This is a genomic window from Pontivivens marinum (assembly GCF_900231835.1).
GTDB lineage: Bacteria > Pseudomonadota > Alphaproteobacteria > Rhodobacterales > Rhodobacteraceae > Pontivivens > Pontivivens marinum.
The window spans coordinates 64,689-78,716 of the sequence record NZ_OCTN01000001.1; the positions used below are offsets into that span (position 1 = coordinate 64,689).

Sequence of the window (14,028 nt, forward strand, 5' to 3'; positions counted from 1 at the left end):
GCGTTTAACTGTGCGCGGCACCGCACTATCAGACACCAGAATCTGCGCGGGGGAAGCAGCATGTCCACAACCATGAAACTGGCCTTGGGAAGCTTGGCCGTTGGCTTTGCCGTGCTGGCGATGAAAATCCTCGCCTACCGGATGACTGGCTCCATCGCGCTGTATTCTGACGCCTTGGAAAGCACGGTTAACGTCGTGACTGCCTTTGCCGCGCTGATCGCGGTGCATATCGCGGCAAAGCCTGCGGACGAAACCCACCCCTATGGCCATCATAAGGCAGAGTTTTTCAGCGCCGTGCTAGAGGGCGTGATGATCGTCATCGCCGCGCTACTGATCCTGCGCGAGGCTTATTTCGGCCTGATGAACCCTGCTGAATTGGACCTGCCCCTTACCGGTATCGTGGTGAACTTTGCCGCGACGGTGGTGAACAGCATCTGGGCCTATATCCTGATCACCTATGGTCGACGGCATAAATCCCCTGCCCTCGTCGCGGATGGGCGGCACCTGCTAACCGATGTTGTCACCTCGGTCGGCGTGGTGGCGGGCATCCTGCTGGCGCTTGGCACGGGATGGTGGATCCTCGATCCGATCCTCGCGGCCTTTGTCGCCGTGAATATCCTGTGGTCCGGCTCGAAACTGATCAAGGAATCGCTGAGCGGCCTGATGGATGAGGCAGTGCCACCCGAAACCCTGACCCGAATCCGCGATATCATCACCGCCCATGCCCATGGCGCCAGCGAGGTACATGACCTGCTGACCCGCCATGCCGGACCCGCCATCTTCATCGAATTCCACCTGATCGTGGCAGGCGACATGACTGTGTTCGAGGCGCATGAGATTTGCGACGAGATCGAAAACGCCCTTGAGCACGCATTTGACGGCGCGCGGGTCACGATCCATGTGGAGCCTGAGCATAAGTCGAAACAGTCCGGCGCCCTCGTCCTGAATTAGGGGGACATGCGCCCTCGGGATTTTCCACGCAGCACCACTAGACGACCGGTCTATTACTTCCTATCTGCCATCTATGACAGAGCAAACCAAATCCGATCTGACACGCCAGAACATCCTGACCGCTGGTCGGGGGCTGATCCTGAAACATGGATTTGGCGGCGTTGGCATCTCGCGCATCTTGGCCGAAAGCAATGTTCCAAAGGGCTCATTCTATTACTATTTCGCGTCCAAGGAGGCCTTCGGTCAGGCCCTGCTACAGGACTACGTCGATGACTACCTGACCCGCGTTGATGACCTGATCGCCAGTACGGGCTTGGCCCGCGATAAGCTGGATAAATTTTGGTCCGCTTGGCTGGCACAGGCAGGGGCCGAGGGGATTGCCAGCCAGTGCCTCGTCGTCAAACTGGGTGCGGAAGTTGCCGACCTGTCAGAAAACATGCGGGTGATCCTGAATAACGGCGTGGGTGAGCTGGTGGATCGCATCGCAACCCTGCTGCAACAGGGCGCTGTCGATGGTTCGCTGCGCTCATTCCCCGACCCGCAAATCACCGCGCAAATGCTTTACGCCAAATGGCTGGGCGCGGCGATTTTGGCGAAGTTGGCGCAGGATCAGCGCCCGCTGGAAAACGCATTGGCCGATACGGCCACACTTTTGACCCCTAATAATTAAAGGATTTTCAATATGAAAGCTGCAACACACGATACATTCGGCGAACCCGTTAACGTCATGACCACCTCTGATGTGGCACAGCCCACCGCGAATGCGGGTGAGGTGCTGGTCAAGATGATCCTGTCCCCGATCCACAACCATGACCTGTGGACCGTGCGCGGCGATTACGGCTACAAGCCTGAACTGCCCGGCGCCATCGGCGGGTCCGAGGCCGTGGGCATTGTGGAGGCTGTGGGCGACGGTGTTGATGCAGCACTGGTTGGTCAGCGCGTCACGGCCGCAGGAATGCACGGCAGCTGGGCTGAATATTTCACCGCCCCCGCCGCCACGATCCTGCCCCTGCCCGACACGATTTCCGACGTTGCAGGCGCGCAATTGATCGCCATGCCGTTCAGCGCGATATCCCTGCTTGAAACGCTACAGGCGACCAAGGGCGACTGGATCATCCAGACCGCATCAAACGGCGCAGTGGGTAAGATTATGGCCGTGCTGGCCAAGGCACGCGGCATCAACCTGCTAAACCTCGTGCGCCGCCCCGAGGCCGTGGCCGAATTGGAGGCACTGGGCATCGAAAATGTCCTGTCCACCGCCGATGCCGATTGGCTGGATCAGGCACGCGCCCTGATCGGAGAGGCCGGTGCAACCTCCGCCATCGATTCCGTGGGCGGTGACCTGTCCAGCGATCTGGTGGATCTGCTGGGTGTGGATGGTGAGCTGGTCGTCTTTGGCACCGCCACCGGTGCGCCGATGCCACTGTCCTCGGGCGCGCTGATCATGAAGCACATCACGGTCAAGGGCTTCTGGGGTTCCCGCGTTAGCCGCGACATGCAGCCCGAAAAGCGTAAAGCACTGATCGTTGAACTGGTCACACTGGCCGCCACCGGCGCGATGAAGCTGGAGGATGGCGGCATCTATCCGCTGGACAACCTGACCGATGCCCTGACCGCCGCCCTGACACCGGGCCGCGCGGGTAAGGTTATGCTGCGCGCCTAAGAAAACAGGGCCATCTGCCAGTCGGTGGATGGCCCCCTCAATCGGTTGAGATCAAAATCTCGCAAACCCGCTGTGACGCATAGCGATCCGCACGATCCCCGATCAGCGGCAAGCGCAAACAGGGAATGCCGTGCTGCGCTGTCACCTCGACGCAATCCTCCACGCTCCACGACAAATCGCACAGCACATGGGTGATGAAATGATGCGCCGGTAAATCCCCACCCGCATCCGCCCGCAATGGGGCCAGCAGTGCCGCAACCTGATCGGACAGGCTATGGCCCAGCGCCTCAGGATCGGTGCCTAGGCTGGGCAAATACAGCTTTGGCACATTCCGCGCCGCGATAGCCCGCCCCACACCTGCGGGCAGCAGATTGGCGATGACGCTGGAATACAAACTGCCCGGCGGATAGCAAATCACATCGGCCTGCGCGATCAGCTTCCTGTTCCGCTTGGGCAGGGGCATATCGACGGCGGGGATTTCAGCGGTTCCGTCGCTTAGGAACGCACGGGTAATGCGCGTCTCCAGTGGCGCGACCTCCTTACCCGTGATGTGCCGCTGCCCGATAACGCGCCGCCCGCCCCGCAATTCAACACCTAGCTGCAAATTCTCATCCACGACGGCGCGCACAGTGCCGCGAACATCCACCATCTTGGACATCAGGAACAGAACCGGCTCCAAGGCGCGATCATTGCTCAAGTATCCCCCTGCGATAATCAGATTGCCGATGCTGGCATTGCGGTAATCAAACCCGTCCGGCGCATCATCCGCGAAATCCTGTAGGAACGACTGGATCAGGGTGCGCATGGGGCGTGAAATCGCCTTCACCAGAGGATGAGCGCCCTTGATCATCGCCGCCACCTCGGCCCGCAGGGAGGATTGCGTGGCGTCCTTGGGCAGGCGATGGGTGAACAGCGCATAGATGTCGGGCTGACCCAGCACGGTCTCATCCGCCAATGCCATCAGGCGACTTCGCAAATCCCCGACCGCGGGCATGTCGAATGCCTCGCGCAGAATTTGCGAGCTGCCGCCACTGTCAAAGGGCGTGATCAGGTGGATGGAGTTGAACGTATACCGCTTTAACTGACGCGAGATATCGTTCAGCGCGCTGCCCCCGCTAAAGAACAGGATGCGCGGCCCCAAATGTGGTGCGCTCAACGCACGCGACACGCGCAGGGCGTCGGGCAGCTCAATCTGACGCTCGATCACGATCTTCACCATGATATGTCGGCCCTTTCCGATGCGCAGGCTGCGCTATGTCTTAGAACTGTCACCCGAGTCGGGGATAAGGCCCCCATGTTGCCGCCCCCCTCCATACGTGTGAACCTACAACCTGTCATCAAATTGGGCATGCTCACTGCCATTTTGCACAGGCTACAACCGAACCGGAGCGTTCACGATGAAATTGCCTGAGGCGGTCTCGGAAAACCTGTCATTCCTATTGGCAGAGCTGGACGGACAGATCACCCGACTGGGCGATTACTTCGCATGTCCACGGACCGAGGTAGCACAGGGTCTGGTCCAACGTGCAGGCTATTCTCAAAACCTGTCCGCCCGCGTGCGCAGGGCCTGTCTGGCCGGAATGCTGCGCGGTAAAAGCAACCAGACCCGCCAATTGCACCTACAGGGCGTCGATACGATTGCGCGCAATGTGGACCTGATCTCACGCCTTGCACGGCGATCCGTGCAACATGCTGAAAATGTAGAGCGGGCCAAGCTGCTGCGCCCCGACGCCTATGTGGAACCGATCCAGCAGGTGCAGGAAACCCTGACCCGCGTGAATGACGCCCTGCACAGCCGCGATAGCCGCCTCGCCGTGCAGATCGGCCAAATCCGCAACGATCTGGACGGCTTTTACGAGCAGCTGTTCCGAACCTATACCCGCGACATGCAGGACAGCAAACATACGGGCGATCTGGCCCATGCACTGCTGGCCGCGAATGAGATTTACCGGATGGGAGAGGCCCTACAGGCGATTAGTGAGGCGATCCTGTCGATCAATATTGGCCAAACCGTGCAATTCGACCGCTACTTCACCCTGCGTAGCGTGCTGGCAGGGGTGGGCGGCGACGATCAGGATATCTCACTGCAACCCTTGGCCGATACCCGTTCCGGCAGTGCCATTTCCAGCGTGAATATGCGCAACGCCAAGGGCAAGCCGATTGACGCCGTGTTCAAGGATGGTGACCGCAAAAAGGTTAAGGAGGAGCGCGTCGGTGTTAAAAGCTGGAATTCCGTCTATCCCGGTCTGGCTCCTAAAATCCTGTCCTATGAAAAACGCGGGGACTCTGCCGCGCTGCTGATTGAACACCTCAACGGCGAAACATTCGAGGATATCGTGCTGGGCGGATCGGATGCCCAACTGGCCGATGCGCAATCCATGCTGCACAAAACCGTGCGCGACATCTGGCGCCAAACCCGTACCGATGAGCCCGCGCAGATGCACGCGATGCAACAGATGGCAAAGCGGATGCCAGACGTTTACCGCCTGCACCCCACCTATGCGACGCAAAGCAAACATGTGCAGGGCATGCATGTGAACAGCCTGGACCGGCTGATCGCCGCCGCCGCCGAACGGGAACACCAGCTAAGCGCCACCTTCTCTGTCTGGATTCACGGGGATTTCAACCTCGACAACGTCATCTACGATCCGGTTGAGCGCAAAATCAGGTTCATCGATCTGCACCGCTCACGCTATATGGATTACGTGCAGGACGTGTCCGTCTTTATGGTGTCGAATTACCGCCTGCAAATTCTGGACGCCGGCGCCCGCGCACGGATCGCACTGGTCGCTGGCGATATGCATAAAATGGCGGCGCAATATGCGCGGCGGCACAAGGATACGACCTTCGAATACCGTCTGGCACTGGGCTTGGCCCGATCCTTCGCCAGCTCCACACGGTTCGTGATGGATCACGGCCATGCGCGCCGGATGATCCTGCGCGCCCGATATATACTGGAATCCGCGCTCGCCGTGCCCGAGGGCAAGGAACCGCGGTTCAGGCTTCCCATAAGGATGTTGTTTAGTGACTAAACGAATTGGCGTCATCGGCACGCCCGGCAAATGGTCCACCGAAACATTGGCGGATGCGCTGTACGAGCGGACCGGATACCGCCGCGTTATCGATATGGGCGATGTTACACTGGACCTGTCCACCGGCGCGCTGATGCATGACGGCGTGGACCTGTGCACGCTGGACGGCCTGATAATCAAAAAGATATCCGAGAATTACACCCCCCACGCGCTGGACCGGTTGGAGATGCTGCGCATAGCCGAGGCAAAGGGCGTGCGCATCTTCAGCAGACCGGAGGCAATCCTGCGCCTAGTGGATCGCCTCGCCTGTACGATCACGCTGGCCAATGCCGATATCCCCATGCCCCCCACCATCATAACCGAGGATAAGGCCGCCGCCGCCGATGCATTACGTCGCTTTGGCTCCGCTGTGTTCAAGCCACTGTTTTCCACCAAAGCACGCGGCATGATGCTGCTGGATAATGGCCCCGACGCCGCCGCGCAAATCGACGGATTCCACTCCGCCAATCCGGTGATGTATATCCAGCAAAAAATGGACCTGTCGGGACAGGATCTGGGCATGGTGTTCTTGAACGGCGAATATCTATGCACCTATAGCCGCGTTGGGCAGGCGGGCAGTTGGAACACAACCATCCATAGCGGCGGAAAATACGCGCCCTTTGAACCGGATGCAGACCTGATCGCGCTGGGCCAACGGGCCCAGGAACCATTCGACCTGACCTTTACCACCGTGGATGTCGCGCTGACCCCCACCGGCCCGATCGTGTTCGAGGTTTCAGCCTTTGGCGGATATCGCGGCGCGTTACAGGGGTGCGGCATCGATGCCTCAACCCTTGTATCTGATCATGTCTTGCGCAAGGTATCCGCATGACCACAGTCCAAGACATCATCGCCCAGCTCGACCTGACACCGGCCACGACTGCGACGCCATTTCACCTGCGTGCAGGGGATATCGGCATGACGGTACTGTGCCCGCAGCCATTGCGCACAGAATTGACGGATTATTTCGCTGAAACGCTTAGCGATACAGCCGGACAAATCACCGTGCACCTGCTGCCCGACCAAACTTTGCCCAATGAACCCGATTGGGTCGAATGGGCGCGCGATGCCGGCAAAATGGGCCGCAAGGACGCGGTGGCCGATATTGACGGCGCGCGCATGATCAAAAAGGTCCGCAGCGGCGTGACCTTCGTTCAATCGCCCGAGGTTGCCATTGCCTTTGGCCCGCTGAACGAAAATGTCAGCACGGTCATCAACTTCATCAACACACAAATCCTCAGCACCTGCCTGCGCGACGGGTGGCAACTGTGCCATGCGGCGGCCATTGCGGGGCCAACACGCAGCCTCGCCATATCGGGGCTGTCCGGTGGCGGTAAATCCACCTCCGTCCTGAAAATGATGGAACATCCAGATAGCCGCTTCGTGTCCAATGACCGGCTGCTGGTGCGCGACGGCACCCCCGCACAGGCCTTGGGCATTCCGAAGCATCCACGGATCAACCCCGGCACAATCCTGGGCAATCCACGCCTGCACGCCATGCTGACACCCGCGCGACGTGCTGAGCTAGAGGCAATGCCCGCCGACGATCTGTGGACGCTTGAGGATAAATACGACCTGTTCATTGCAGATATCTACGGCCCCAACCGCATGCAACTGGCCGCGCCGCTGACCGATTTCTGGGTGCTGAACTGGTCGCGCACGGCGACAACGCCAACCACCGTGACCGAAGTTAATCTGGATCGACGCCCCGACCTGCTTTCGGCGATTATGAAAAGCCCGGGAGCGTTCCACCAACATGCCGATGGCCGGTTCGAGCCGAACGGAAACACCCCCACTGCGGCCCCCTTCCTCGATGCACTACGAAACGTCCGCGTCAGCGAGGTTTCCGGTCGCGTAGATTTCGATGCGCTCAGCGAAATCGGACGGCGCTTGCTGGATGGGTGACGCGCGCCATATCGCTACACTGGTCCGGCACGGGGAATATCACCAACGCGCGGGGGCACCATCTGCGCGGCAACCCTATGCCCTGACCGACACAGGCCTGTCACAGGCACGCGCCTGCGGTGATGAGTTGGCCGAGGCCCTGTGGTCGCAAGACGTTGCCCTAAACCCCGTGATCCACTGCTCACGCCAATTGCGCGCTTGGCAAACCGCATCCCAAATCGCGGACCGCCTGCGCGCCCATGGCCATATCGTTGCCGAAATACGCGAAAGCTCAGACCTTGCCGAACGTGGTCTTGGCAGCGCGGCAAACCTGACCGTCGCGGAGATTGAGCAAGTCATCGCCGCCGATCCACGCCACGCCGCCCTGCCCGCAGGCTGGAAATCCGACAGCTACTACACCCTACCTCTTGAGGGTGCCGAAAGCTTGATGCAGGCGGGTCAGCGCGTGGCCAACATTCTGCGCGACGTAATGCAGGCGCGCAAAACCGGCGGCATGACCATATTTGTCGGGCACGGCGCATCATTCCGGCACGCCGCCTATCATCTGGGCGTTCTGCAACGCGCACAAGTTGCACAACTTTCCATGTTTCACGCGCGGCCGTTACAGTTCTGTTACAGTCCGCATGATAATTGGTCCCACTTTGCAGGTGACTGGAAGGTCCGACCTGAAAAGCAGGAGCCGCTGGACTGATCCGCACCGCACCAACGGGGGCAACATCGTGGATCATCTCAGCTATTCCTCAGACGCGGCAACCCGCCTACTGCCCCCTGTTTTCGACACCGCCGCTGATCTGACGGACCTGCCGCGACAGTTGGAGCCATGGCACGTTTCCGCCGGATCATCCGCCCGCCCACTGATTACCGCCTGCCTGAAAAAGGCCCGCGCCCATGGCGGCTGGGAGTGGCCGGAAAAGCCGCTGGTTTTCCTGTCCGACCCCCATGCCGATGCCGAGGGGTTCCTGCGATCCCTCGTCGCGTCCGGCGTGATCCAGCGGAATGCGGATCGCAACGGCTTTGCCCTGACGCCATTTGGCCAACAGGCAAAAATCATTCTGGGCGGTGATTGCCTTGATAAGGGGCCTAGCAACCTCGCCATGCTGGACGCGCTGGGGGAATTGCACCGCTCGGGCGCGGATTTGCACATCCTTGCCGGTAACCACGACCTGCGAATGAAGCTGGCCATCGGCGCACTGCGCGGCCCCCGATCCCCCTTGACCGACCACCTATTCGTGCGGATGGGCCGCAAAATCCTGCCTGCCCTGCGCGAGGTTTACGATCGCTACGTCACCCCCGAGGATATGATCGACCTACCGTCCGAGGACGCCTGCTCCGCCCGCCTGCACCCCCTGCCCGACTGGTCCGAACGCTTTGCCATCGCCGCCCGCGACCAATTGCGCCCCAAGGTTATCACCAAGGAAATCCGCAAGCTGGCCGAAAAACGCGAGCAGTTCGATCGTGAGGCCGCAATCACTGGCCTAACCAACCGGCAGCTAATGGCGGCGGCGCTGAAATGCCATGACATCTTCTTTACCCCCAACGGCCCCTATGCGTGGTTTTACGAGAATATGGACGTGATCGCGCGCAGCGGCTCAATGCTGTTCGTCCATGCCGGCCTTTGCGATAATATGTGTAAGCTACTGGCCAAGGGCGGCACGCAGGCCCTGAACGAACGCTACCGCAACGGCGCCAAAAACGCCTCGCTGGGTTTCTACTTTGGCCCGCTGGCGAACCTCGTGCGGACAAAATACCGGCCCTCGGATTGTAAGCTGACCAATCGCGGTGTGGACCGCCTGCACCGGATCGGCATCCACATGGTTGTGCAGGGGCATGTCAACAATCACTCGGGGCAGCGCCTGCTGGCCAAACGCGGCTTGCTGCATCTGGAGGGCGATGTCACGCTGGACCGCACATCGCGGCGGCTAGAGGGGCTGGACGGCATCGGCGCGGGTGCCACGTTGATCTTCCCGTCAGGGGATGTCATCGGCCTCAGCCGCGATTACCCACGGGCCAAACATTTCGCCCCCGAACGCTACATATGACGAAGGTGACTAAGATGGCTGATGACACGTCACGCTTTACGCATGAATCGCTAGAGGACGCCAAAACCATCAAGACCCTGCTGACCGCCCTTTCCAAGGGGTTTTCAAAGGGGCAAATGACCCTTGGCGATGGGGATAAGGAGTTGGTGCTGGACACTGGCGGCCTGATGACCGTGCGGATCAAGGCGCAACGCGAGGACGGTCAAAACCAGTTCAACCTGCGCGTTTCATGGACTGATCCTGCACAGCCTGCTCCGAGCAAGGGCACGCCGCAGATCACCTCCTAGAACCCGATCTGCCAAACCAGAACCACCACGCCGGACAATACAACAAAGGACGCGATCACCATCGCACCATCCCGCGTCAACAGCCCCGCTGCGAACAATGCGATCACCGCCGATGCGATAGAGCCTGATGCGGGGATCAACTCCAGAAACGGCATGAACAGGGTCAGGCACAGGATCAGCACCTGCGGCAACCACAGCCAAGGCCGGTGGAACAGGAATGTCAGGCGCACCTTCAGAAACCGCTCCACAAATTTCACCGGCTTGCGCAGCCAGCGAATGCCCGTGCGCAGCTTTTCCGTTTCCAACTGCCGACGGGTGATGAAGTCAGGCAGCCAAACCGCATCACGTCCCGCCATCATCTGCACCAGCAATGTGAACACGATCACCGCGACCATCGCCGTGATCCCCGGTATCGCACTGGCCGGAGAGGTCGAGATCAGGGAAAACACCAGGATCAGCGACGCAAAGGACCGCCCGCCCAGTGCCTCGATCACATCGGCAATCGCGATCTGGTCCCCCTCAATCGACGCATCCAGTTGATCGAGAACCTCGCTCAACGCGTGGTGATTTTGCTGTCCCATCCATGTTCTCCTTTATACGCAAAACGGTCAGCATGGTGTAATGGTTCCGACAACGGAAAAGGGGCGCACCCTGCGGCACGCCCCCTCGTTTCACTCAATCGCAACAGCGCTAGTTCGTTATGATCTCCGGCCCCAACATCAATGTCGGCAGCCAGGTGGAAATCCACGGCACATAGGTCACGATAATCAGGAAGATGAACAGCACGCCCAGGAATGGCAGCGCCGCCCGAACAACACCCATCATCGGCATCCGCGCCACACCCGAGGTCACGAACAGGTTCAATCCGACCGGAGGCGTAATCATCCCGATTTCCATGTTCACCACCATGATGATGCCCAGATGGATCGGATCAATCCCCAGCGCGATGGCAATCGGGAACACCAGCGGTGCCACGATAACCAGCAGGCCCGATGGCTCCATAAACTGACCACCGATCAGCAGGATCACGTTCACCATAATCAGGAACGTCACAGGGCCAAGGCCGAGGCCAAGCATCGATTCCGCGATCTGCTGCGGGATCTGCTCATCCGTCAAAACGTGCTTCAGGATCAGAGCGTTTGCGATGATGAACATCAGCGTGATGGTCAACTTACCCGCATCAAACAGAACCCGACGGGTATCTGCATGGAAAAACGCGGTCAGCAGGGCATATGGCTTCGACAGCAGCGGCGTCGGGCGCCCGCCCTCCTCAGCCGCCGAAAGCGGCCCCATATCGCGGTAGATAAAGCTAGCGACAAGGAACGCATACAGCGCCGCAACCGCAGCCGCCTCCGTTGGCGTGAACAGTGCCTTGGTTATGCCCGGAATGCCGTAAATGCCGACCATAATGATTACGATCAACAGCAAGCCCCAGAACGCATCACGAAAACTGTCCTGAACCTCGCCCCAACCCAGCCACTCGCCCTTTGGCATGTTCTTGATTCGCGCAACCACATAGATCGCGACCATCAACATACCGCCAGCCATCAAGCCCGGAATAACACCAGCCAAGAACATACGACCAACCGACACATCGGTCGCCGATGCATAGACCACCATCACGATGGAGGGCGGGATCAAAATGCCCAGCGTACCCGCGTTACAGATAACGCCCGCTGCGAATTCCTTGGTATAGCCGACCTTCTGCATCGCGGTGATAACGATGGAACCGATAGCAACCACCGTCGCAGGCGATGAACCGGACAGCGCAGCAAAGATCATGCAGGCAAACACACCCGCAATGGCCAAACCGCCGCGCATATGGCCCACACAGGCGATGGAAAAACGGATGATCCGCTTGGCCACACCGCCCGTCGACATGAACGAGGACGCCAGAATAAAGAACGGGATCGCCAGCAGCGTGTAATGCCCCGCCATCGCCTGAAACAGCGACTGCGCGATGGATGCCAGCGACGTATCACTGAACGCCAGCAGGAACATGATCGAGCACATCCCCAGCGCGATCGCGATCGGCACACCGATCATCAGCAGGGCGATAATGCCCAAAAACAGGATAATGACTTCCATCAGTTCCGCTCCTCACGCGCCATTTTCTCGGCGGCTTCCTCGACGGCGTCTTCGGCCTCGTGGCTAACGATCAGGCTATCCTGCTTGCCCTGCACAACCCGAATGGCGGCCTGGATAAACCGGAACAGCAACAGCGCCGTGCCGATGGGCAGGATGATATAGGGGATAACCCGTGGCAGCTTGGAATAGGGCGGATCGCCCTCGATCAGCAGCGTTGGTTCCAGAAACCGCAGGAACTCCAGCATCGGGATGAACTGCGTTTCGTACCAGCCGTTCTCACGTGTGTTTTCATTGAACCCTGTGGGGAACCAGCGACCCGTGGTTTGGTCCAGATTGGCAAAGGGCGCCCAGTAATCCCATGCGCCCTTGAACAACAGAAACGCATAGGCAACGCAGATAATGGCGGTGACGATGGCCGCAATCCGCTTGCCCCGCGACGGTAAAACATTGGTCAGGGCATCCACGCCCAAATGCGCGGTGATTTTCACGGCATAGCTCATACCGAACAACACCAGCCATGCGAACAGATAGGTCACGACCTCCAGCCCCCATAGCAGGGACGAGCCGAAGCCGTATCGCAGCACGACATTCACAAACGTAATCATGGTCATCAGACCGAGGATCAGCGCAATCGCGTTTTCCTCAAAGGCGCTGACGAAGCGTGTCGCACGCCCTGCTGGCGTACCGCTTTGCGGAACCATATTCATGGTCCATCCTCCGAAATGAAAGGGATAGGGCGACCCATCTTCTGAAAACGGCCCTTCGGAGTGTTCCGAAGGGCCGCCACTCAGTTAGAAACGTCGCGTTGGATCACAGCGCTTCGTTGATCGCCTGTGCCGCGTCGATGTTGTCCTGACCGACATCACCCACGAACTGATCCCAAACAGGGCGCATCACATCAACCCAAACCTGACGCTGCTCGGGTGTCAGCTCACGGATGGTGCCGCCAGCTTCGACGATTGCTGCGCGTGCAGCTTGGTTTACAGCATAGGATTCAGCGTTACGTGTCTCGGTCACTTCACGCAGGATGGTTGCCAGCTGATCACGCACAGGCGCGTCCAGACCCTGCCACCACTCCTCGGATGTCACGACCATATAGTCGAGCACGCCGTGGTTGGTTTCAGTGGTGCCGTCCTGCACTTCAAAGAACTTCTGGCCGTAAACGTTGGACCAGGTATTTTCCTGACCGTCAACAACGCCGGTCTGCAATGCACCGTAAACCTCGGAGAAGGCCATCGGCTGCGGGCTTGCACCCATTGCTTCCATCTGGGCAACCAGAACGTCGGATGCCTGAACGCGGAACTTCAATCCGTCAGCATCGGTCGGCGCAACCAAAGGTACGTTTGCAGACATCTGCTTCATACCATTGTGCCAGAATTCCAGACCGCGCAGACCGCGACGGACCATGCTTTCCTTCATCGCTTCGCCGGACTCGGATGCCTGGAATGCGTCAACAGCTTCGATGTTGGTGAACATGAAGGGCAGATCGAAGATGCGGAAAACGCGGGTGAACTGCTCGAACTTGGACAGCGAAGGCGCCGCCATCTGAACGTCGCCCTGTAGCATCGCTTCCAGAACCTGATCGTCGTTATACAGCTGGCTGGACGGGTATACTTCCATACACGCAACGCCATCCATTTCAGCGTTCACACGCTCGGCCAGCAGCGATGCTGCGATGCCCTTGGGGTGACGGTCGGTGTTGGTAACATGGCTAAACTTGATGACGATCTCGCCCTCTTCGCAGCTCGCAAGCGCGGGCAGAGCAGTCATCGTCGTGGCCGCAAGCACTGCGGCGGTCATCAGGAATTTCATGGTCATCCTCCCGGATAGAATTTGTCCGGCGGGTCATTGCCCGCCAACGCATTTTTAGGCAGGTCACGCAAAGTGCCCTGGGTCCTTCACAAGACCGTGAGCCAATCGGACATTCAGACGGTCATTCCGTCAACCAGTCATCCAGGATTTTCGGCGTAATTTCGCCACTTTTCGCGCCGCTGGGCAATCCGCTACCCATCTGGGCAATCGCC

At 59.4% G+C, this 14,028-nt stretch carries 14 protein-coding genes; 9 read left to right on the forward strand and 5 right to left on the reverse strand.

From position 1 onward, the window contains the following. The first annotated feature begins 60 nt into the window (after nt 1-60). The 3 genes from CR254_RS00290 to CR254_RS00300 all read left to right on the forward strand — a co-directional run bounded on the left by CR254_RS00290 (nt 61) and on the right by CR254_RS00300 (nt 2,614). Entirely contained in the window at nt 61-951 is an 891-nt protein-coding gene (locus tag CR254_RS00290) for a cation diffusion facilitator family transporter (RefSeq protein ID WP_097927817.1), read from the forward strand. A 73-nt stretch (nt 952-1,024) separates the two neighbouring features. Next, on the forward strand, nt 1,025-1,621 hold the full coding sequence (locus CR254_RS00295) for a TetR/AcrR family transcriptional regulator (RefSeq protein WP_097927818.1): 597 nt from the start codon (nt 1,025-1,027) through the stop codon (nt 1,619-1,621). A 12-nt stretch (nt 1,622-1,633) separates the two neighbouring features. Then, nucleotides 1,634-2,614, forward strand: coding sequence for a zinc-binding dehydrogenase (locus tag CR254_RS00300; RefSeq protein WP_097927819.1), 981 nt, complete (start codon nt 1,634-1,636; stop codon nt 2,612-2,614). A 37-nt stretch (nt 2,615-2,651) separates the two neighbouring features. Here CR254_RS00300 and CR254_RS00305 read toward each other — a convergent pair whose 3' ends face one another. Beyond that, nucleotides 2,652-3,833 (reverse strand): GAK system CofD-like protein, encoded by a 1,182-nt coding sequence (locus CR254_RS00305; RefSeq protein ID WP_097927820.1) that lies wholly within the window; start codon nt 3,831-3,833, stop codon nt 2,652-2,654. Nucleotides 3,834-4,011: 178 nt separating this feature from the next. On the opposite strand from CR254_RS00305, the gene CR254_RS00310 reads away from it, so the two are divergent. Genes CR254_RS00310 through CR254_RS00335 form a run of 6 tightly spaced genes read left to right on the forward strand, consistent with a single transcriptional unit; the run spans nt 4,012 to nt 9,916 of the window. Next, the gene (locus tag CR254_RS00310; protein WP_097927821.1) at nt 4,012-5,646 is read left to right on the forward strand and encodes a phosphotransferase; all 1,635 of its coding nucleotides are present in this window, start codon (nt 4,012-4,014) and stop codon (nt 5,644-5,646) included. Further along, nucleotides 5,639-6,517: a GAK system ATP-grasp enzyme gene (locus tag CR254_RS00315; RefSeq protein ID WP_097927822.1), complete on the forward strand. Its 879-nt coding sequence runs from the start codon at nt 5,639-5,641 to the stop codon at nt 6,515-6,517. The genes CR254_RS00310 and CR254_RS00315 overlap by 8 nt, the downstream gene beginning before the upstream one ends. Next, nucleotides 6,514-7,590, forward strand: coding sequence for an HprK-related kinase B (locus CR254_RS00320; protein ID WP_097927823.1), 1,077 nt, complete (start codon nt 6,514-6,516; stop codon nt 7,588-7,590). Before CR254_RS00315 ends, CR254_RS00320 begins: the two co-directional genes overlap by 4 nt. After that, a complete protein-coding gene (locus tag CR254_RS00325) occupies nt 7,583-8,281 on the forward strand; it encodes a histidine phosphatase family protein (protein ID WP_097927824.1) in 699 nt (232 codons plus the stop codon). The genes CR254_RS00320 and CR254_RS00325 overlap by 8 nt, the downstream gene beginning before the upstream one ends. 28 nt (nt 8,282-8,309) lie before the next feature. Beyond that, nucleotides 8,310-9,629: a metallophosphoesterase family protein gene (locus tag CR254_RS00330; protein WP_097927825.1), complete on the forward strand. Its 1,320-nt coding sequence runs from the start codon at nt 8,310-8,312 to the stop codon at nt 9,627-9,629. 14 nt (nt 9,630-9,643) lie between these two features. Further along, nucleotides 9,644-9,916, forward strand: coding sequence for an amphi-Trp domain-containing protein (locus CR254_RS00335; RefSeq protein WP_097927826.1), 273 nt, complete (start codon nt 9,644-9,646; stop codon nt 9,914-9,916). Here the strand turns inward: CR254_RS00335 and CR254_RS00340 are convergent. The 4 genes from CR254_RS00340 to CR254_RS00355 form a co-directional block, all read right to left on the reverse strand. Further along, nucleotides 9,913-10,497: an exopolysaccharide biosynthesis protein gene (locus CR254_RS00340; RefSeq protein WP_097927827.1), complete on the reverse strand. Its 585-nt coding sequence runs from the start codon at nt 10,495-10,497 to the stop codon at nt 9,913-9,915. The two genes, CR254_RS00335 and CR254_RS00340, sit on opposite strands and share 4 nt — an antisense overlap. A 109-nt stretch (nt 10,498-10,606) precedes the next feature. Next, complete coding sequence (locus CR254_RS00345; protein ID WP_097927828.1) at nt 10,607-12,004, reverse strand: TRAP transporter large permease; 1,398 nt, start codon at nt 12,002-12,004, stop codon at nt 10,607-10,609. After that, nucleotides 12,004-12,711, reverse strand: coding sequence for a TRAP transporter small permease (locus CR254_RS00350; RefSeq protein ID WP_097927829.1), 708 nt, complete (start codon nt 12,709-12,711; stop codon nt 12,004-12,006). The genes CR254_RS00345 and CR254_RS00350 overlap by 1 nt, the downstream gene beginning before the upstream one ends. A gap of 103 nt (nt 12,712-12,814) precedes the next feature. After that, entirely contained in the window at nt 12,815-13,816 is a 1,002-nt protein-coding gene (locus tag CR254_RS00355; RefSeq protein WP_097927830.1) for a DctP family TRAP transporter solute-binding subunit, read from the reverse strand. Nucleotides 13,817-14,028 lie beyond the last annotated feature (212 nt).